Here is a 20,313-nt window from a genome sequence, read left to right on the forward strand (position 1 = left end):
TTGTGCGTTTACTTTCGCGGTCGCGGCGTTTATTAATTCAGTTTCGAGATGGCGACGTGCTTCAGCAAGTCGGTAACCGAAGTTTGCATCGCATCGGTGAATGGTGCCGGGTACAAGCCCATCGCCAGGACAGCGATAGCCAGCAGGCCCAACATCAGGAATTCACGTTTGTTCAGATCTTTCATCTCAGACACGTGGTGATTGGTGATAGCACCAAAGATCACGCGTTTAGCCAGCCACAGCGAGTACGCTGCACCCAGAATCAGAGCGGTTGCTGCCAACAGGCCGATCCAGAAGTTGAATTGGACTGCGCCCAGGATCACCATGAATTCGCCGACGAAACCGGAGGTTGCTGGCAAGCCGGCATTACCCATCGAGAACAGTACGAAGAATGCAGCGAACTTAGGCATGACATTCACAACGCCACCGTAGTCAGCGATGTTACGGGTATGCATGCGGTCGTACAGTACACCGATACACAGGAACATTGCGCCGGATACGAAACCGTGCGAAATCATTTGTACGATACCGCCCTGCACTGCCATGTCGTTAAACATGAAGAAACCGAGGGTAACGAAGCCCATGTGTGCAATCGACGAATAAGCAACCAGCTTTTTCATGTCGGTTTGTACCAGTGCGACCAGACCGATGTAGATAACAGCGATCAGCGACAGGGTAATCATGAAGCCTGACAGGTAGTGGCTGGCGTCTGGTGTGATCGGCAGCGAGAAACGCAGGAAGCCGTACGCACCGAGTTTCAACATGATTGCTGCCAGTACGACGGAACCACCGGTAGGCGCTTCCACGTGGGCATCCGGCAACCATGTATGCACTGGCCACATCGGAACCTTGACCGCAAACGCCATCAGGAATGCCAGGAAGATCAGGATCTGTGCATCCATAGGCAGCGGCAATGTGTGCCATGCCAGGATGTCAAAGCTGTGGCCGGACTTGAAGTACAGGTACAGCAATGCCACCAGCATCAACAACGAACCGAAGAAGGTGTAGAGGAAGAACTTGATCGAAGCGTAAACACGGTTCGCACCACCCCATACACCGATGATGATGAACATCGGGATCAGTGTCGATTCAAAGAATACATAGAACAGTACGCCATCCAATGCGCTGAACACGCCGATCATCAGACCGGACAGGATCAGGAACGCACCCATGTACTGAGCCACGCGCTTTTCAATCACTTCCCAGGCTGCGATCACGACGAAAATCGTAATGAACGCGGTCAGGATGACGAACCACATCGACAGGCCGTCTACGCCCAGCGAGTAGTTAATGTTGAAAATGTCGATCCATTTCAGCTTCTCGACGAACTGCATGCCGTGAGCGGCATTGTCGAACTTTGCCACGATAGGCAAAGTCACCAGGAAGCTGACGATAGAACCAAACAGCGACAGGACGCGCACCGCGTTTGGATTGGTATCACGGCCTACGGCCAGGATGAACACACCGAACGCGATTGGTAGCCAGATCGCGAGACTCAAGAGGGGAAAAGTTGACTGCATCATGTTTTTATTTACTTTATTTCGCTAACTTATTTGGCGAACAACGGGAATATCACGAAATAACTCAGTAAACCCAGCATGCCGAGAATCATGACAAATGCGTAGTGATAAATGTAGCCACTTTGGAATACACGGATCACGCGGGAGGACCAAGCTACTACTTTGGCACTACCGTTAACAATCAGACCATCAATCAATGTCTTATCACCGACTCTGGACAAACCACCACCCAGCAGACGTGCACCGCCAGCGATGACAACTTCATTGAATTTATCCATGTAGTACTTGTTCTCAAGCAGCGTGTGCAGAGCATGGAAGTGCTTATAGAACCATGCTGGTACACGCGGATTGATCATGTAGCAGTAGTAAGCAGCCACCACACCTGCCAGTGCCAGCCAGAACGGCGCGGTAGATACACCGTGGATCGCCATCGCTACTGCGCCATGGAAGTGTTCTTTCAACTCAGCCATTGCACCGTGCGATTCGCTGACGGTGATCACACCGTTGAAGAAGTCGCCGTGCAACATAGGCTGGATCGCGAAGAAACCGATCAATACCGACGGTATTGCCAACAAGATCAGCGGCAAGGTAACAACCAATGGCGACTCGTGCGGCTTCTGACCTGGGGCCAGACCGTGGTGTTCATCATGGCCATGGTCGTCATGCGCGTCATGTGCATGATCATCGTGACCGTGGTCAGCGTGAGCAGCTTTAGCATGTGCATGGTCGTCATGGTGTGCGTGCTCTTTACCGAAACGCTCTTCACCGTGGAATACCAGGAAGTACATACGGAAGGAGTAGAACGCGGTAACGAATACACCAGCCAATACAGCAAAGTTAGCGAAACCGGAACCAAACAGAGTGGTTGCGTGCACTGCTTCGATGATGCTGTCCTTCGAGTAGAAACCCGAGAAGAACGGTGTACCGATCAATGCCAGCGAACCAAGCAAAGATGTGATCCAGGTAATCGGCATGTATTTACGCAAGCCACCCATATTGCGGATGTCCTGATCGTGGTGCATACCAATAATGACGGAACCCGCAGCAAGGAACAGCAAAGCCTTGAAGAACGCGTGAGTCATCAGGTGGAATACAGCAACCGAGTAAGCGGATGCGCCCAGTGCCACAGTCATGTAACCAAGTTGCGACAGGGTCGAGTAAGCAACCACGCGCTTGATATCGTTCTGGATGATGCCCAGGAAGCCCATGAACAGCGCAGTGATCGAACCGATGATCAGTACGAAGGACAAGGCGGTATCCGACAATTCAAACAGTGGTGACATACGCGCCACCATGAAGATACCTGCGGTAACCATGGTCGCCGCGTGGATCAGCGCGGAAATCGGGGTTGGGCCTTCCATCGAGTCAGGCAGCCAGACGTGCAGCGGGAACTGCGCCGATTTACCCATCGCGCCGATGAACAGGCAGATACAGGCAACGGTCAACAACATCCAGTCAGTACCAGGCAGAGTCAGGGTCGCGAGTTGCTCTTTCTTCGCGAAGACTTCTGCGTAGTCCATCGAGCCAGCGTACGCCAGCAACAGGCCGATACCGAGGATGAAGCCAAAGTCACCGACACGGTTGACCAGGAACGCCTTCATGTTCGCTACGGTCGCGGTAGGCTTGGTGTACCAGAAACCGATCAGCAGGTAAGAAACCAGACCCACTGCTTCCCAACCGAAGAACAGTTGCAGGAAGTTGTTGCTCATGACCAGCATCAACATCGCAAACGTAAACAGCGAGATGTACGAGAAGAAGCGGTTGTAGCCTTCGTCTTCTTCCATATAGCCGATCGTGTAGATGTGCACCATCAGCGACACGAAGGTCACGACGCACATCATCATCGCGGTCAGGCTATCGACCAGGAAACCGACTTCAAGCTTGAGCCCGACGACGGTCATCCATGTGTACAGGTTGCCGTTGAAAGTCGCACCATCCAACACCAGCGACATCGTGTGCAATGACAAGATGAAAGAAATCAGAACGCCCAGGATCGTCACAGTATGCGACGCCTTGCGACCGATCAAGTTACCGAAAAATTTTGTACCGAACAATCCAGCAATCATAGAGCCGGCAAGTGGTGCCAGCGGTACGACCAGAAGGAGGTGTGGGTTAAGTTGCCCCGCCATGAGTGAACCTTATCGTTATTTTTTGGGATTAGCCTTTGAGGCCGTCAAGATCTTCGACATTGATGGTATCCAGAGTACGGAACATGGAAACCAAAATGGCAAGACCAATCGCAGCTTCAGCAGCAGCCACCGTCAAGATGAAGAAAACAAAAATCTGACCGGCTGCATCACCCAGGAAATAGGAGAAAGCGACGAAATTCATATTCACCGCCAACAGCATCAATTCGATAGCCATCAACAAGATGATGATGTTCTTACGATTCAGAAAAATACCAACGATCGAGATCGCGAACAAAATCGCGCCAAGGATCAGGTAATGTACGAGCGATAACTCCACAACACTCCCCTTATTTTTGTTCTGCTGCAGGAGCAGCTGGTGAATCGCCATTGGCGCGAGCGGAATCCGCCTTCATTTTTACGACACGCAAACGATCGCTGGCTTTAACTCTGACTGCGTCGCCAGGAGCGAAGTACTTGCTGTCTTTACGTTTGCGCATGGTCAATGCCACTGCCGCGATCATGCCGACCAACAACAGCACCGCTGCAATTTCAAACGCATACAGATAGTCGGTGTAGATCAGTTTGCCCAGTTCCTTGGCGTTGCCGATGTTGGCCGACACTTCAGGGACTTGGGTATGCGAGCGCCAGAAGCCGCGGAACAATACCGCTGCCATTTCCAGCACGATCACGACACCGATGGTTGCTGCCAATGGCAAGTAACCCCAGAAACCTTCACGCAGTTTGGTGAGTTTGATGTCAACCATCATGACCACAAACAGGAACAGCACCATGACCGCACCGACATAGACCAGAATCAGTACGATGGACAGGAACTCAGCTTTGAGCAACATCCACAGTGCAGCAGCCGAACAGAACGAGAGCACGAGGAACAGCGCCGCGTGAACCGGATTCGATTCGGTGATAACGCGTATGGCAGCGAGTACGAGAATCGCTGAAAACACGTAAAACAAGACAGTTGTAAATTCCATAAGCAGTCTAAAAATCAGCAAAAAGTCAGCAAGAGGTCAGCCAGTAACAGCGACCCATACTATTAAATCAACGATAGGCCGCGTCGGCGGTGCGTGCTGCTGCGATTTCTGGTTCGTAGCGATCACCTACTGCCAGCAACATTTCCTTGGTGTAGTACAAGTCGCCGCGTTTTTCGCCGTGGTATTCCAGAATATGTGTTTCCACGATCGAATCGACCGGGCACGACTCTTCACAGAAACCGCAGAAAATACATTTGGTCAGATCGATGTCGTAACGGGTGGTACGGCGGGTGCCGTCCTCACGCTGATCCGATTCGATCGTGATTGCCATCGCCGGGCACACTGCTTCGCACAACTTACATGCGATGCAACGCTCTTCCCCGTTCGGATAACGACGCAGCGCATGCAAACCACGGAAACGTGGCGACTGCGGAGTCTTCTCTTCCGGGAACTGCACGGTAATTTTGCGTGCAAACATGTAGCGACCTGTCAGCGCCAGCCCTTTGAAGAGCTCACGCAGCATCAAGCTACCGAAAAAATCCTTAATTGCTTCCATCTTGGCTTCCCTCTTTGCTCAGCCCTGCTGCATTAATTCCAGATATTCCACGGAGTCTTCATCCAGATCGCGACGATCAACAGATAAACGAGTGTCAGTGGGATAAACACTTTCCAACCCAAACGCATGATTTGATCGTAGCGATAGCGTGGGAACGATGCACGGAACCAGATAAACATGGTTACGACCATCAAGGTCTTCAGACCCAGCCAGATCCAGCCTGGTACCCAGGTGAACGGCGCCATATCGATCGGTGATGTCCAGCCGCCCAGGAACATCAGGGTAGCCATGATCGAGATCAACCACATGTTGGCGTATTCAGCCAGGAAGAACATCGCGAACGACATACCCGAGTATTCAACCATGTGACCGGCAACGATTTCTGATTCGCCCTCAACCACGTCAAACGGATGGCGGTTCAATTCAGCCGTACCCGAGATGATGTAGATGAAGAACATAGGCAGCAATGGCAACCAGTTCCACGACAGGAATGTCAGGCCCATTTCTGCAAAGCGACCAGTGTTTTGCGAGTTCACGATAGTGGTCAGGTTCATGCTGCCGGTAACCATCAGGATGATCACCAACACGAAGCCCATCGCGATCTCATACGAAATCATTTGTGCCGATGCACGCATCGCACCGAGGAAAGCGTATTTGGAGTTCGATGCCCAGCCGGCGACGATCACGCCATATACTTCCAGCGAAGTAATCGCCATCACGAACAGCAAACCTGCATTGACGTCAGCCAATACTGTTTCTGGTCCGAATGGAATCACAGCCCATGCAGCCAAGGCCGGCATGATGGTCATGATAGGAGCGATGACGAACAAGGCCTTGCTCGACTTGGCCGGAACAACGATCTCTTTCAGCAAGAGTTTGACGCCGTCGGCGATCGGTTGCAGCAAACCTGCAGGACCGGTACGGTTGGGGCCATGACGCACGTGCATCCAGCCGATGACCTTACGTTCCCACAAAGTCAAATAAGCTACAGCACCCATCAATGGGGCGACCACTGCAATAATTTTGACCAGATTCCAAACTAACGGCCAATAGTATCCAAGGAAAGATTGACCCGTCGCGTGGATGGATGCAAACAATTGATCCATTACGCTTTCTCCACGCTGATAGAACCAAACATCGCGCCCAGACCGGCGGTGGACTGATGTCCTGCCGCTACGCGCACCACATTAACCGGCAACTTCGCATCGATGGCGGCAGCCAGGACTGCACTACCCGCACCTTGCGTAACCTTGACCTGATCGCCGGCAGCTACACCGAGCTTGGCAGCCAGATCAGCCGACAGCCATGCCTTAGGCGCAGCACCGTCGTTGGTTTGTTGCAGAGGTTGCGAGCGACGTACGATCGCGTCAGTTGCGTAAATCGATACATCAGCAACGCGTTCCAGTTGCAAGCCAGTCGCTGCTACTTCTGCCTGCGGCGCTGCTTTGCCGAGGTTGTTCAGACGTGGCACCAGGTTGGCATCTGCAGGAGCGTTCGCACCGATGATTTCGTTACGGATAGCTTCCGATGTTTCGTAGTCGAAACCGCTCAGTTCGAGCAGATTGCCGAGCACGCGCAATACTTTCCATGCCGGACGTGTATCGCCCAGAGGCTTGACGGTACCGTTGAAGCTTTGTGCACGGCCTTCGCAGTTGACGAAAGTGCCGGAGGTTTCGGAGAACGGTGCGATAGGCAACAAGACGTCAGCAAAATCATTGCCGTGCTTGTATGCGGACATCACAACAACCATCTCGGCCTGGTTCAACGCAGCGCGTGCTACTTGCGGGTTGAAACTGTCGAGTTCTGGTTCTGCGTTCAGCAAAACGTATGCTTTACGTGGCTGCGCAAATGCTTGCGCTGCGTTTGCACCGTTGGCGCCTGGAACTGCATTGACCAGATAGCCACCAACGCTGTTGGCTGCTTCGGTCAGGAAGCCGAACTTGGCTTCCGTGTTTTGTGCAATCCATTGTGCTGCTGCGTGCAATTTCGCTGCTTGTGGGTGCTGCAATACTGCATTACCCAACAACACTGCCTTAGGCTCACCGGACAACAGGCTGGCCGCGATTTGTTTCGCTTCAGCCGAAGGCTGGATAGCGTCGAAACCGGCTGGTGCCGAGATGCCTTTGGCTTGTGCCACGGCAGCAACCACTTCGCTCAGAGCCGACAACCAGTCCGATGGCGCCTTGATCATTTTGTTTGCAACCGGCATCAACAGATCGTCGTCGCTGGCGTGCAAGATGCTGACGCTGGCGCCCTGCTTCACTGCCTGGCGCAGACGTGCTGCCAGCAATGGGTGATCTTTACGCAGGAAGGAACCGATGACGAATGCACGTTTCAATGCGCCGAACTCTGCGATCGACATGCCGAGCCAAGGAGTAACACCAGCGTCCAGCGAGAAGTCGGATTGACGCAGGCGGAAGTCGATGTTTTCCGAACCGATGCCACGTACCAGTTTCTGCAACAGCGACAGTTCTTCCAGTGTCGAGTACGGTGTAGCCAACGCAGCGATGGAATCAGCACCGTGTTCGTGCTTGATGTTACGCAAACCGTGCGCAACGTATTCCAGGGCGGTTTGCCAGTCAGTTTCCTGCCATTTGCCGTCTTGCTTGATCATAGGGCTGGTCAGACGGTCTTCGCTGTTCAAGCCTTCATAGGCGAAGCGATCCTTGTCCGAAATCCAGCATTCATTGACGTCGTCGTTTTCCAACGGCAGTACGCGCATGACTTTGCCAGCTTTGACTTGCACGATCAGGTTTGCACCGAGGCTATCGTGTGGGCTCACCGATTTGCGACGCGACAATTCCCAGGTACGGGCGCTGTAGCGGAATGGCTTCGATGTCAACGCGCCAACCGGGCACAGATCGATCATGTTGCCCGACAATTCGGAATCAACAGTTTTGCCAACGAAGGAAGTGATTTCTGCGTGCTCACCGCGATTGAGCATACCGAATTCCATCACGCCTGCAACTTCCTGGCCGAAACGGACGCAGCGTGTGCAGTGGATGCAACGGCTCATCTCTTTCATCGAGATCAGCGGGCCGACATCTTTCGGCGCTACTACGCGTTTTTCTTCTTCGTAACGCGAAGAAGAGTCGCCGTAGCCGACTGCCAGATCCTGCAATTGGCATTCGCCACCCTGATCGCAGATAGGGCAATCGAGCGGGTGATTAATCAGGAGGAATTCCATCACGCCTTTTTGCGCTTTGACGGCCTTCTCACTGTTGGAGCGGACAATCATGCCTTGCGCGACAGGTGTCGCACAGGCTGGCAATGGTTTAGGTGCTTTTTCAACCTCTACCAGGCACATACGGCAGTTCGCCGCGATGGATAATTTTTTGTGGTAACAAAAGTGTGGGATGTAAGTGCCAAGCTTATTGGCAGCGTCCATCACCATGCTGCCTTCTTTCACTTCGACTTTTTTACCGTCTATTTCGATTTCAACCATGGCTTTGCTTTTGTTGACTTCAGTGTTCTCACTAGGTTCGTATTGCTAAACGAAGTGATCGGCTAAATGTAAGCGGGCACCAAGCAATGTTTATGCTCAATGTGATATACAAATTCTTCACGGAACTGCTGAATCATTGCGCGTACAGGCATCGCAGCTGCATCACCAAGTGCGCAGATGGTACGACCCTGAATATTGTCGGCGACCGAATTCAGCATATCGATATCTTCCGGACGGCCTTGACCGTTCTCGATACGATGCACCATGCGATACAACCAACCAGTACCTTCGCGGCAAGGTGTGCACTGACCGCAGGATTCTTCAAAATAGAAGTAAGACAGTCGCAACAGTGCTTTGACCATGCAACGTGTTTCATCCATCACGATGACCGCGCCTGAGCCCAGCATCGAACCTGCTTTCGCGACCGAATCATAATCCATGTCGGTAGCCATCATCAGGTCGCCCTTCACTACCGGCACCGACGAACCACCAGGGATCACAGCCTTGAGCTTTTTACCGCCGCGCACGCCACCAGCGAGCTTCAGCAATTCAGCAAATGGTGTACCCAATGGGATTTCGTAGTTGCCTGGACGCTCGACGTCGCCGGATACCGAGAAAATCTTGGTGCCGCCGTTGTTAGGCTTGCCCAGTGCCGCATATGCTTCAGCGCCCACCTGGAAGATGAACGGTACTGCAGCAAATGTTTCCGTGTTGTTGATTGTGGTTGGCTTGCCGTACAAACCGTAGCTGGCAGGGAAAGGCGGTTTGAAGCGCGGCTGGCCTTTTTTGCCTTCCAGCGATTCCAGCAACGCAGTTTCCTCACCGCAGATGTACGCACCAAAACCATGGAATGCATGGAGTTGGAAGCTGTGTGCCGAACCCAGAATGTTATCGCCGAGGAAGCCAGCTGCGCGCGCTTGCTCCAGCGCTTCTTCAAAGCGATCGTATTCAGCGAAAATTTCGCCGTGGATGTAGTTGTAGCCGACGCTGACGCCCATCGCATAAGCAGCAATGGTCATGCCTTCGATCACGGAGTGCGGATTGTAACGGAGGATGTCACGATCCTTGAAAGTACCTGGTTCGCCCTCATCTGAATTACAGACCAGATATTTTTGGCCAGCAAAATTCTTCGGCATGAAGCTCCACTTCAGACCGCTAGGGAAGCCCGCACCACCGCGACCGCGCAGGGTCGATGCCTTGACTTCAGCGATGACCTGGTCAGGGGTCATGCCTTCGCTCAGGATGCGCTTCAACGAAGCGTAACCACCGCGCTTGACATACTCTTCCAGGCCCCAGTTATCACCGGTGAGGCCAGCGAAAATCAATGGCTTGATATGACGATTATGCAGACTGGTCATTTCTTCAATTCCTCTACCAGGGCGTCGATTTTGTCATCCGACATAAAGCTGCACATACGCTTGTTATTGACCAGCATGACAGGCGCATCACCGCAAGCGCCCATGCATTCGCCTTCAACCAGGGTGAACAGATCGTCATCCGTGGTTTCGCGATAATCGATACCGAGTTTATGTTTCAGGTAATGCGCAGCCTTCTCGCCGCCAGATAATTGGCATGGCAGATTGGTACACACCGAGATCTTGTACTTGCCGACCGGCTTGGTGTTGTACATGTTGTAGAAGGTCGCAACTTCTTGCACCGCGATCGCAGGCATGCCCAGATAGTCAGCAACATCTTGCATGACTTCAGGCGGCAGCCAACGGGTTTCGTCCTGGGCAATCTGCAGCGCGGCCATCACGGCGGACTGCTTCTGATCCGGAGGGAACTTGGCGACCTCGCGGTCGATTCTTTTATACGTTTGCTCTGATAACAGCATGTCTATGCCTCAAATATTGAGCCGCGATTAGCGGTCAATCTCACCAAACACAATATCTTGTGTGCCGATGATGGTTACTGCATCGGCAATCATGTGGCCCTTGGCCATTTCATCCAGGCCTTGCAAATGCGGGAAGCCCGGTGCGCGGATCTTCATGCGATATGGCTTGTTCGCGCCATCCGAAACCAGATACACGCCAAACTCACCCTTCGGATGTTCCACCGCTGCATATGCCTCACCTGTCGGCACGTGGAAGCCTTCAGTGAACAGTTTGAAGTGGTGAATCAAATCTTCCATGTTCGACTTCATGCCCACGCGTGATGGCGGCGCAACCTTGTGGTTGTCCGTCATGACTGGACCGGCATTGTTACGCAGCCACTCGACGCATTGTTTGATGATGCGATTCGACTGACGCATTTCTTCAACACGTACCAGGTAACGATCGTAGCAATCACCGTTGGTGCCGACCGGAACGTCAAAGTCCATCAGGTCATACACTTCGTATGGTTGTTTCTTACGCAGATCCCACTCAACGCCCGAACCGCGCAACATCGCACCGGTAAAGCCCATGGCCATCGCGCGCTCTGGCGACACCACACCGATACCGACCAGACGCTGCTTCCAGATACGGTTATCGGTCAACAGTGTTTCGTATTCATCGACATAGGTCGGGAAACGATTGGTGAAGTCTTCGATGAAGTCGAGCAAGGAACCTTGACGGTTTTCGTTCAGCTGGCTGATCGCTTTTGCATTGCGGATGATCGATGCCTTGTGTTGCGGCATGGTATCCGGCAGATCGCGATATACGCCGCCTGGACGATAGTAAGCAGCATGCATACGTGCGCCCGACACTGCTTCGTAGCAGTCCATCAGGTCTTCACGTTCACGGAATGCGTACAGGAACACGCCCATAGCACCAACGTCCAGCGCATGCGCGCCGAGCCACATCAGGTGATTCAGGATACGGGTGATTTCATCGAACATCACGCGGATGTACTGCGCACGCAGCGGCACTTCGATGTTCAGCATCTTTTCGATGGCCATCACATACGCGTGCTCGTTACACATCATCGAGACGTAATCGAGGCGATCCATGTAAGGCACGGATTGCAGATAGGTTTTTTGCTCAGCCAGCTTTTCTGTCGCACGATGCAACAGGCCGATATGCGGATCAGCACGCTGGATAACTTCGCCGTCGAGCTCCAGAACCAGACGCAAAACACCGTGCGCGGCAGGATGCTGAGGACCAAAGTTGAGGGTGTAGTTCTTAATTTCGGCCATTATTTCGCCCCGTATTGTTCTTCACGAATCACGCGCGGCACATTTTCGCGCGGGTCTATCGTTACAGGTTGATAAATGACGCGTTTTTGTTCCGGATCGTAACGCATTTCAACATAGCCAGAGACTGGGAAATCTTTGCGGAATGGGTGACCGATGAAACCGTAGTCGGTCAGGATGCGACGCAAATCGTTGTGACCTTCGAACAGGATGCCGTAGAAGTCAAAAGCTTCACGTTCATACCAGTTGGCGGTAGGCCAGACGTCGATCATCGATGCGACTACCGGCATTTCATCGTCAGCGGCGAATACACGCACACGGACACGCCAGTTATGCTTGATCGACAGCAGGTGCGAAACCACAGCGAAGCGTGGACCTTCCCACAGACCGTCGCCATATGTCGAATAATCGACACCGCACAAATCAATCATTTCTTCAAAGCGCAGGTCAGCGTGGTCACGCAGCACACGCATTGCAGACGCATAGTCATGCGACTTAACAACAATGGTGACTTCGCCCAATGCCTGCGTCAGGCTTTGAAGTTGGTCGCCGAGCGCATTGCGCAGAGCGGCCTCAAGGAGTTCAAGTTTGATCGTCATTTAAAAACCAGCCTTAGCGAGCAATCGTGTTGGTACGACGGATCTTGTTTTGCAACTGCATGATCCCGTACAACAACGCTTCAGCGGTTGGAGGACAACCAGGAACATAGACATCGACTGGAACGATACGATCGCAGCCGCGCACAACAGAATACGAATAATGGTAGTAACCGCCACCATTGGCACAGGAACCCATCGAGATAACCCAACGTGGCTCAGCCATCTGGTCATACACCTTGCGCAATGCAGGTGCCATCTTATTGCACAGTGTGCCTGCCACGATCATCACGTCGGACTGACGTGGCGATGGACGGAACACAACACCGAAACGATCCAGATCGTAACGCGAAGCACCTGCGTGCATCATTTCAACTGCGCAGCATGCCAGACCAAACGTCATTGGCCACATCGAGCCTGTGCGCGTCCAGTTGATCAGCTTGTCAGCTGTGGTGGTTACGAAACCCTCGTTCAATACGCCTTCAATTGCCATGACTTACTCCCAATCCAGCGCGCCTTTTTTCCATTCGAACACCAGACCGATGGTCAGCACTCCAAGGAAAATCATCATTGACCAAAATCCCAGCATCCCTACTTCGCGCATTGCTACTGCCCAAGGCACCAGGAACGCAACTTCGAGATCGAACAGAATGAACAGAATCGCGACGAGGTAGTAGCGCACGTCGAACTTCATACGTGCATCTTCAAACGCTTCAAAACCGCATTCGTAAGGGGAAAGTTTTTGTGCATCCGGTTTGTGCGGAGCCAGAACACGACCCAACACTTGTGGCACGACACCAACGCCGATACCGACCAGAATAAAAAGCAAAACGGGGAAATAGTTTTCGAGGTTCACGATTAGCGCAGTATGTTGAACGATTAATTGGCTTGCAAAATAATCCGTTAAATCAAACGACAATTTGTCGATAAAAAGCCAGCTTAGGTATGCCCCCTTGCTGGCTTAGAATTTTTGTTGGTGCCGACGGCGAGACTCGAACTCGCACAGCTTTCGCCACTACCCCCTCAAGATAGCGTGTCTACCAATTTCACCACGTCGGCAAGACTTCTATTCTAACCCGCCTTGACACATTTGCTCAATGCGCAATTGCATTAAAACAAGAACAAACAGCGAATAAAACACGCTTATTTTGGAATCTGATTTGATTGACCAGTTCCACTCGGCACAACTGGTGTTTCAGGAGCAGCAGCAGGTGCATTTTGTGCAGGTGCAGCAGCGCCAGGAACAGCCGAAGCAGGCAGATTTTCCATCACGCCGGCACTTGGTGTGGATGGCTTGTTACCGATGAATGCCAGACCCAATGTTGCGGAGAAAAAGATGACCGCAGCAACACCAGTAAATTTGGAAAGGAAGTTGGACGAACCGGTCGCACCAAACAAGCTGCCCGAAGCACCAGAACCGAAGGATGCGCCCATGTCGGCGCCTTTACCATGCTGCAATAATACGAGGCCGATAATCGTCAATGCGGACAAGACCTGAACAACGACGATGATGGTGTGAAAGCTATTCATTTAAGTTCCAGTATTTATGTAATTCGTAATAAAGCTATTGCAACTCAAGCCGCTTGAATGATTGCGAGGAAGTCTGCCGACTTCAATGCTGCCCCGCCTATCAAACCGCCATCAATATCTGACATGGCAAGCAACTCTTGCGCATTGTCCGGCTTCATGCTGCCGCCGTACAGGATTCTGACTTGCGCTGCGGCTTCGGCATTTTTGACCTGCAGCTGCTTGCGCAACATCGCATGCACTTCCTGCGCCATTGCCGGCGTCGCTGTCTTACCGGTGCCTATTGCCCAAACCGGCTCGTATGCTACAACAATCTTTGCCAAATCGCTTACAGCAATCGCTGCCAACACGACATTCAGTTGTTCTGCAACCACGCTATCAGTCTCTCCTGCTTCGCGTTGCGCCAGTGTTTCACCGACACAAACGATAGGAGTCAAACCTGCATTCAGTGCACGCACTGTCTTTTGCGCAATCAATTCATTCGATTCGGCGAAATAGGCACGACGCTCAGAGTGACCGACGATCACATAGCGACAATCGAATTCCTGCAGCATGCCGGTCGATACTTCACCGGTATAGGCACCTGCTTCGTGACTGGAGACATCCTGCGCACCGAGGGCGATCGCAGCGCCATTTAACAAGCCCTGGCACTGCGCAAAATAAGGAGCTGGGACACAGACAGCAACATCACACGTTGCGCTGCTTACATTGCCTTTTAATCCGCTTTTAATCTCTGTCAGCAATAGCGTATTGGCAGCAAGGCTGCCATTCATTTTCCAATTGCCAGCGACGAGTTTGCGGCGCATATAAGACCCATAATTTCAATAACCCGCTATTCTATCCCCTTGCAGCGAGCATGGTCAAACGGCATACCACTCTCACAGAATGAAAAAACCGCCCACTGCTTGCACAGTGGGCGGTTTTTAAACATCTGGCATGTCAGGAGTCGATTACTCTTGCGCTGCCGCTGGCTCCGGATTCTCTTCCGCAACCGCTGCCTTCATCGACAACTTCAGGCGACCGCGGTCATCTGTTTCCAGAACTTTAACGCGTACTTGCTGACCTTCTTGCAAGTAATCAGCAACTGCATTGACGCGCTCATTAGCGATCTGGCTGATATGCAACAAGCCATCTTTACCTGGCATTACTTGCACGATGGCACCGAAATCCAGCAATTTCAGCACAGTACCTTCGTAGATCTTGCCGACCTCAACCGAAGCGGTCAGCTCTTCGATACGACGTTTGGCTTCCTGACCAGCAGCTGCATCTACCGATGCAATGGTGACCACGCCTTCATCGCTGATATCGATCTGGGTACCGGTTTCTTCGGTCAATGCACGAATAACTGCACCGCCCTTGCCAATGACGTCACGGATTTTTTCTGGATTGATCTTGATCGTGATCAGGCGTGGCGCGAAATCGGACAATTCGCCAGTAGTGCCGCTAGGCACTGCTTTTTCCATTTCGCCGAGGATGTGCACGCGGCCTTCTTTAGCTTGCGCCAAAGCGACTTGCATGATTTCCTTGGTGATGCCCTGGATTTTGATATCCATTTGTAAAGCGGTGATGCCGTTAGCGGTACCAGCCACTTTAAAGTCCATATCGCCGAGGTGATCTTCGTCGCCGAGAATGTCGCTCAAGACTGCGAATTTGCCGCCGTCTTTGATCAGGCCCATTGCGATACCAGCTACGTGTGCCTGCATAGGCACGCCAGCATCGATCAATGCCAGGCAGCCGCCGCATACCGATGCCATCGACGAGGAGCCGTTGGATTCGGTGATTTCGGACACCAGACGTACCGAGTAGCTGAAATCTTCCGGTGCTGGCAACGCAGCAACCAGTGCACGCTTGGCCAGACGGCCGTGACCGATTTCACGACGTTTAGGCGTACCAACGCGACCGGTTTCGCCGGTTGCGAACGGAGGCATGTTGTAGTGCAGCATGAAGCGATCCGAGTACTCACCCATCAATGCATCGATCTTTTGCTCGTCACGTGCGGTACCCAGGGTTGCGATAACCAATGCCTGTGTTTCGCCGCGGGTGAACAATGCAGAACCGTGGGTACGTGGCAATACGCCGGTACGGATGCTGATAGGACGCACTGTACGGGTATCACGACCATCGATACGTGGCTCGCCTTCGAGGATCTGCGAACGAACGATTTTTGCTTCCAGATCAAACAGGATGTTGCCGACTTCAGCTGCGTCAGGTGCTGCTGCGCCGATGGAAGCAGCTTCTGCCGCCAACTCGTTGTTCACTTCAGCAAATGCATCTTTCAGCTTGGCGGTACGTGCCTGCTTGTCTTTGGTTTGGTAAGCAGCGCGCAATTTCGCTTCAGCGAAATGTGCGACGCGCGCGATCAGCGCTTCGTTCTTTGCCGGAGGTGTCCATTGCACTTCTGGCTTGCCGCCATCACGCACCAAATCGTGAATCGCATCGATCACTGCTTTCATTTGATCGTGGCCATAAACAACCGCGCCCAACATGACTTCTTCCGACAATTGCTGCGCTTCGGATTCAACCATCAATACGGCTGTTTCAGTACCAGCAACAACCAGATCCATCTGCGATGTTTTCAGTTGTGTTGCGGTCGGATTCAGGATGTATTGACCATCGATGTAACCAACGCGAGCAGCACCCAGAGGACCGGCAAACGGGATACCAGCCACGCACAACGCAGCCGATGCGCCGATCATCGAAGCGATGTCCGGATCAATCTCAGGATTGACCGACATGACGTGAATGATGATTTGAACTTCGTTCAAATAACCTTCCGGGAACAGCGGACGAATCGGACGATCGATCAGACGCGATGTCAGTGTTTCTTTTTCGGAAGGGCGGCCTTCACGTTTGAAAAAGCCACCTGGAATACGACCGGCAGCGTAGGTTTTTTCTACATAATCAACGGTCAATGGGAAGAAATCCTGACCTGGTTTTGCATCTTTGCGAGCGACAACCGTTGCGAGTACGACCGTATCTTCGATCGAGACGAGTACGGCACCGGAAGCTTGACGAGCGATTTCGCCGGTTTCAAGCGTGACCGTATGTTGACCATACTGGAAAGTTTTAGTGACTTTATTAAACACGGTGTTCCTTTCTAATTTTACCGACAGATTTTCAGGCGCTGTCGTTCACCTCACCACAAACAACCGGACGATATGAGCGATTGTTTTTATTACTAACTACATTACAAACAAGTACAAACCACCAAAAGACAAAATGCCCGCATCAGAGAACTGACGCAGGCATTTTTATCTATGAAAGCCGGATAAAATAGCGCAACGAAATTACTTGCGCAGACCGAGCTTTACAATCAGATCGCGGTAACGAGTAGCGTCTTTACCTTTGAGGTAGGACAACAGGCTCTTACGGCGATTAACCATCATGATCAAACCACGACGGGAATGATGATCTTTAGTGTGTGCTTTGAAGTGGCTGTTGAGTTCGTTGATACGAGCTGTCAACAATGCGACTTGAACTTCCGGCGATCCGGTGTCGTTTTGACCGCGGGCGTTATCGGCAACAATAGCTGCCTTGCTTGCTTTTTCGAGAGACATAAAAACTACCTTTCACATGCGATGCATAGAGTCTGAACCCCATACACCGTGAACAACGATTAAAAAAACTGGTCGAATTAACCAGCCCCGCAGTATAGCGGAAAGACCCAGCCGATTCAAACACTTAGCGCATTTATTTGAGGAAAACAGCATGAAATATGGTCAAAAAGCAATCCTGGGAGGATTACTCCTGATGCTGGGCGCTTGCGCCAGCTTCATGCCGCCGCCTATCAGCATAGGCGAACCCGAGTCTTCCGTCGTCTCCAAGCTGGGACAACCGACTTCCCGGATCGAGGATAAAAACGGGTATTTACTGGAGTATACGCGTAACCCCTGGGGCCAGGCCACCAATATGGCGCGCTTCGACCGCAGCGGCAGGCTGATTTCCTATGAACAAGTGTTAACAGTCGAGAAATTCGCCACCATCAAGCCCGGCATCGCGACCAAGGATGATGTGCTGCGCACCATCGGCCACCCTTCCGAGACTTCCTACCTGTCCCGGCTGCAACTGGAAGTCTGGAGTTATCCATACAAGGAAGCTGGCGTCTGGAATTCGGTCATGCATGTGCATTTCGACAATAACGGCGTCGTCAAGATGATGCAAAACGCGCAGGATATGCGTTTTGAGAGGGATGGCATGTTTGGCTTCGGTCGCATGTAAAACAGCCGTAAACACTGAAACCAACACCGAAACCAGCGCGCAATAAACGTCCGTAAACGAAAAAAGGCTGATGCTTATGGCATCAGCCTTTTTTATCGCCCTCCTCGCAAGGAGCGCTGCTTCAGCAGCCCGGCGCCACGATCATGGCGGCGCGCAGGCCCTGAACATTCAATTCCAGACGGCCCAGCCGATTAAGCTGTAACGCGCTTGTCTTCCGACGAAGCTTGCAAAGCAGCTTCTTTCGCCTGCATGTTTTTACGCATAGGGCTCAGGATCAGTTTTGCCGACAAGCCAGCGAAGATAGTGATGATCGCTGCCACCACAAATACGCGGCTCCAGCCACCACCGGCAGCCAGTACCGATGCCAGTGGCACCAGCAAAGCAGCCGTACCTTTAGCGGTGTACAGGGTACCCGAGTTACCAGCGGCGAATTTGCTACCGAAGATGTCAGCGCAGATTGCTGGGAAGATCGAGAAGATTTCACCCCAGAACAGGAAGATCAAGGCTGCGAAGAACATGAACGCGTACATATTGTGGCCCCAGGTCATCAAGCCCAACAGCGCCAGACCTTCGCCGATGAAGACGATGAACATGGTGTTTTCACGACCGATTTTGTCGGAGATGAAACCGCACAGTGGACGGGTGATACCGTTGGCAACGTTATCGATCGACAAGGTCATGGTCAACAAAGGCAAGGTAACGCCGAACAGGGTAACGGGCAGCGAAGCAAGGCCGTAGTCGTTAGCGATAGGACCCAATTGTGCAGTTGCCATCAGGCCACCGGAAGCAACCAGTACGAACATCAGGTACAGAACCCAGAATACTGGCGATTTCAGCATTTGCTTGGTGGTGTAATCAACCTTGGTAGCGGAACCGGCTTTAGCCAATGCAGCTTTAGGAGCAACAGGCTTAACCAGCAACATCGACAAGATGAAGATACTTACGCCCTGGATGATACCGAAGGTGAAGAAGGTTTTTTCGTAGCCAGCCGATTGGATCATGTTAGCGATAGGAATCACTGTGATCGCAGCACCAGCGCCGAAACCGGCAGCGGTCAAACCAGCAGCCAGACCACGACGGTCCGGGAACCATTTCAACGCGTTACCAACGCAGGTACCGTAGACGCAACCAGCGCCGATACCCGACACCACCGCACCTGCGTACAGCATAGGCAGCGACGAAGCGAAGCTGTAGATGATCCAGCCCAGGCCTGCACAAATAGCGCCGCCGGCAACAACAGGACGAGGACCGAATTTATCAACCAGGTAACCTTCGATAGGAACCAGCCATGTTTCAGTCACGATAAAGATCGAGAATGCGAGTTGAATCGCAGCCTTGCCCCAGTGATGGGCATTGTCCATCGGCGTCACGAACAGGGTCCAGCCGTACTGCAAGTTCGCCACAAAACCCATACATACGATACCGATGACGAGTTGCATCCAGCGATTTTTGTAACCTGTGCCAGCTTGTGCTACTGCCGCGCTTGTTTGATTGTTGCTCATTTCTAACCACCTCTCAAGAAGTCATAAACGTTGAAACAGCGTTGGTCAGGCCATGACAGGCCGACAGCTTGTTTCGAATGAATTGTTTGACGGCAGGCATCCGAATAAGGAAACGTAAGGTTTCCGATGTGGGTCAAGACCATCGACGATCTGTGACTTATTCGTGTAGTTGATGACGTTGACCAACACGGCCAGATGTGTGCGTATCGGCAAAGCCGGCACACGCCATTACGTCAAATGCCTGCTATACCAGAGGAGGTGCGCGGGAGCGATATGGTAGCGAAGCTACCGAGATGAATTGCTCGAAAGTGGCTTCGAGTCTGGCCACGATCATCTGTGGCACAAATGGTTTGATCGACAGCGACGATGCGCCGTCATCGAATTCGTCTAATGCAAGGTGCTTGGAGAGATTGCCATCAGCGGAGTCACCCTCTTCGAGCGTACATTGATGGTCGAAAGCCGTTTGTTGTACATATGTCAGCGCACCGGCAAACGCAACGTGCTGCGAAAATAGCAGCAAGAAGGCAAACCAGATATAGACAAAGGATGAACGGGATTTCATGTTTGAGATGATCTCGCTGGTGACATTTGCAACCAGTTACAAGCAAGATCCTTTCAGCTCATTTATTTCATCAATGAAGCAATTATATATATTTTCGGCGTTTGGTGTCCGATAGATATTCAATCGCCGACTGACAGATATTCGATCTCGTCATAAT

General features: G+C 52.2%; 20 protein-coding genes and 1 tRNA gene. 1 reads left to right on the forward strand and 20 read right to left on the reverse strand.

Annotated elements, in window-relative coordinates; genetic code table 11:
- Window positions 1-32: 32 nt before the first annotated feature.
- The 18 genes from DBR37_RS13380 to rpsO form a co-directional block, all read right to left on the reverse strand.
- A complete protein-coding gene (locus DBR37_RS13380; protein WP_124574996.1) occupies window positions 33-1,523 on the reverse strand; it encodes an NADH-quinone oxidoreductase subunit M in 1,491 nt (496 codons plus the stop codon).
- A gap of 26 nt (window positions 1,524-1,549) precedes the next feature.
- A complete protein-coding gene (nuoL, locus tag DBR37_RS13385; protein ID WP_124574997.1) occupies window positions 1,550-3,649 on the reverse strand; it encodes an NADH-quinone oxidoreductase subunit L in 2,100 nt (699 codons plus the stop codon).
- A gap of 28 nt (window positions 3,650-3,677) precedes the next feature.
- Window positions 3,678-3,986, reverse strand: coding sequence for an NADH-quinone oxidoreductase subunit NuoK (nuoK, locus tag DBR37_RS13390; protein WP_012079328.1), 309 nt, complete (start codon window positions 3,984-3,986; stop codon window positions 3,678-3,680).
- A gap of 10 nt (window positions 3,987-3,996) precedes the next feature.
- Window positions 3,997-4,638: an NADH-quinone oxidoreductase subunit J gene (locus DBR37_RS13395; protein WP_124574998.1), complete on the reverse strand. Its 642-nt coding sequence runs from the start codon at window positions 4,636-4,638 to the stop codon at window positions 3,997-3,999.
- A 67-nt stretch (window positions 4,639-4,705) separates the two neighbouring features.
- Window positions 4,706-5,194: an NADH-quinone oxidoreductase subunit NuoI gene (nuoI, locus tag DBR37_RS13400; protein ID WP_012079326.1), complete on the reverse strand. Its 489-nt coding sequence runs from the start codon at window positions 5,192-5,194 to the stop codon at window positions 4,706-4,708.
- Between the two features lie 32 nt (window positions 5,195-5,226).
- Window positions 5,227-6,300 (reverse strand): NADH-quinone oxidoreductase subunit NuoH, encoded by a 1,074-nt coding sequence (nuoH, locus tag DBR37_RS13405; RefSeq protein WP_124574999.1) that lies wholly within the window; start codon window positions 6,298-6,300, stop codon window positions 5,227-5,229.
- The gene (nuoG, locus tag DBR37_RS13410; RefSeq protein WP_124575000.1) at window positions 6,300-8,639 is read right to left on the reverse strand and encodes an NADH-quinone oxidoreductase subunit NuoG; all 2,340 of its coding nucleotides are present in this window, start codon (window positions 8,637-8,639) and stop codon (window positions 6,300-6,302) included. Before nuoG ends, nuoH begins: the two co-directional genes overlap by 1 nt.
- Window positions 8,640-8,701: 62 nt before the next feature.
- Window positions 8,702-9,997: an NADH-quinone oxidoreductase subunit NuoF gene (gene nuoF, locus DBR37_RS13415; RefSeq protein WP_124575001.1), complete on the reverse strand. Its 1,296-nt coding sequence runs from the start codon at window positions 9,995-9,997 to the stop codon at window positions 8,702-8,704.
- Complete coding sequence (gene nuoE / locus DBR37_RS13420) at window positions 9,994-10,473, reverse strand: NADH-quinone oxidoreductase subunit NuoE (protein WP_124575002.1); 480 nt, start codon at window positions 10,471-10,473, stop codon at window positions 9,994-9,996. Before nuoE ends, nuoF begins: the two co-directional genes overlap by 4 nt.
- A 27-nt stretch (window positions 10,474-10,500) precedes the next feature.
- Window positions 10,501-11,754 carry an NADH-quinone oxidoreductase subunit D gene (locus DBR37_RS13425; protein ID WP_124575003.1) on the reverse strand — a complete coding sequence of 418 codons (1,254 nt, stop codon included), beginning with the start codon at window positions 11,752-11,754 and terminating at the stop codon, window positions 10,501-10,503.
- Complete coding sequence (locus DBR37_RS13430; protein ID WP_124575004.1) at window positions 11,754-12,350, reverse strand: NADH-quinone oxidoreductase subunit C; 597 nt, start codon at window positions 12,348-12,350, stop codon at window positions 11,754-11,756. Before DBR37_RS13430 ends, DBR37_RS13425 begins: the two co-directional genes overlap by 1 nt.
- A 13-nt stretch (window positions 12,351-12,363) precedes the next feature.
- Window positions 12,364-12,840, reverse strand: a complete 477-nt coding sequence (locus DBR37_RS13435; protein ID WP_012079319.1) for an NADH-quinone oxidoreductase subunit B family protein — start codon at window positions 12,838-12,840, stop codon at window positions 12,364-12,366.
- A gap of 3 nt (window positions 12,841-12,843) precedes the next feature.
- Complete coding sequence (locus tag DBR37_RS13440) at window positions 12,844-13,203, reverse strand: NADH-quinone oxidoreductase subunit A (RefSeq protein WP_041296455.1); 360 nt, start codon at window positions 13,201-13,203, stop codon at window positions 12,844-12,846.
- Window positions 13,204-13,321: 118 nt separating this feature from the next.
- Window positions 13,322-13,406, reverse strand: a tRNA-Leu gene (locus DBR37_RS13445).
- A gap of 84 nt (window positions 13,407-13,490) precedes the next feature.
- Window positions 13,491-13,877 (reverse strand): preprotein translocase subunit SecG, encoded by a 387-nt coding sequence (secG, locus tag DBR37_RS13450; protein ID WP_124575005.1) that lies wholly within the window; start codon window positions 13,875-13,877, stop codon window positions 13,491-13,493.
- 44 nt (window positions 13,878-13,921) lie between these two features.
- Complete coding sequence (tpiA, locus tag DBR37_RS13455) at window positions 13,922-14,680, reverse strand: triose-phosphate isomerase (protein ID WP_124575006.1); 759 nt, start codon at window positions 14,678-14,680, stop codon at window positions 13,922-13,924.
- Window positions 14,681-14,824: 144 nt separating this feature from the next.
- On the reverse strand, window positions 14,825-16,960 hold the full coding sequence (gene pnp / locus DBR37_RS13460) for a polyribonucleotide nucleotidyltransferase (protein ID WP_124575007.1): 2,136 nt from the start codon (window positions 16,958-16,960) through the stop codon (window positions 14,825-14,827).
- Window positions 16,961-17,161: 201 nt separating this feature from the next.
- Window positions 17,162-17,431: a 30S ribosomal protein S15 gene (gene rpsO, locus DBR37_RS13465; protein WP_012079314.1), complete on the reverse strand. Its 270-nt coding sequence runs from the start codon at window positions 17,429-17,431 to the stop codon at window positions 17,162-17,164.
- Between the two features lie 151 nt (window positions 17,432-17,582).
- On the opposite strand from rpsO, the gene bamE reads away from it, so the two are divergent.
- Complete coding sequence (gene bamE, locus DBR37_RS13470; RefSeq protein WP_124575008.1) at window positions 17,583-18,092, forward strand: outer membrane protein assembly factor BamE; 510 nt, start codon at window positions 17,583-17,585, stop codon at window positions 18,090-18,092.
- Between the two features lie 191 nt (window positions 18,093-18,283).
- Here the strand turns inward: bamE and oxlT are convergent, their stop codons facing one another.
- Together oxlT and DBR37_RS13480 are read right to left on the reverse strand one after the other, a co-directional pair.
- Entirely contained in the window at window positions 18,284-19,594 is a 1,311-nt protein-coding gene (gene oxlT, locus DBR37_RS13475; RefSeq protein ID WP_124575009.1) for an oxalate/formate MFS antiporter, read from the reverse strand.
- Window positions 19,595-19,838: 244 nt separating this feature from the next.
- Window positions 19,839-20,156 (reverse strand): hypothetical protein, encoded by a 318-nt coding sequence (locus DBR37_RS13480; RefSeq protein ID WP_124575010.1) that lies wholly within the window; start codon window positions 20,154-20,156, stop codon window positions 19,839-19,841.
- Between the last annotated feature and the right edge of the window lie 157 nt (window positions 20,157-20,313).

The organism is Herminiimonas sp. KBW02, from assembly GCF_003852535.1.
In the GTDB taxonomy this organism is placed as follows: Bacteria; Pseudomonadota; Gammaproteobacteria; order Burkholderiales; family Burkholderiaceae_D; genus Oxalicibacterium.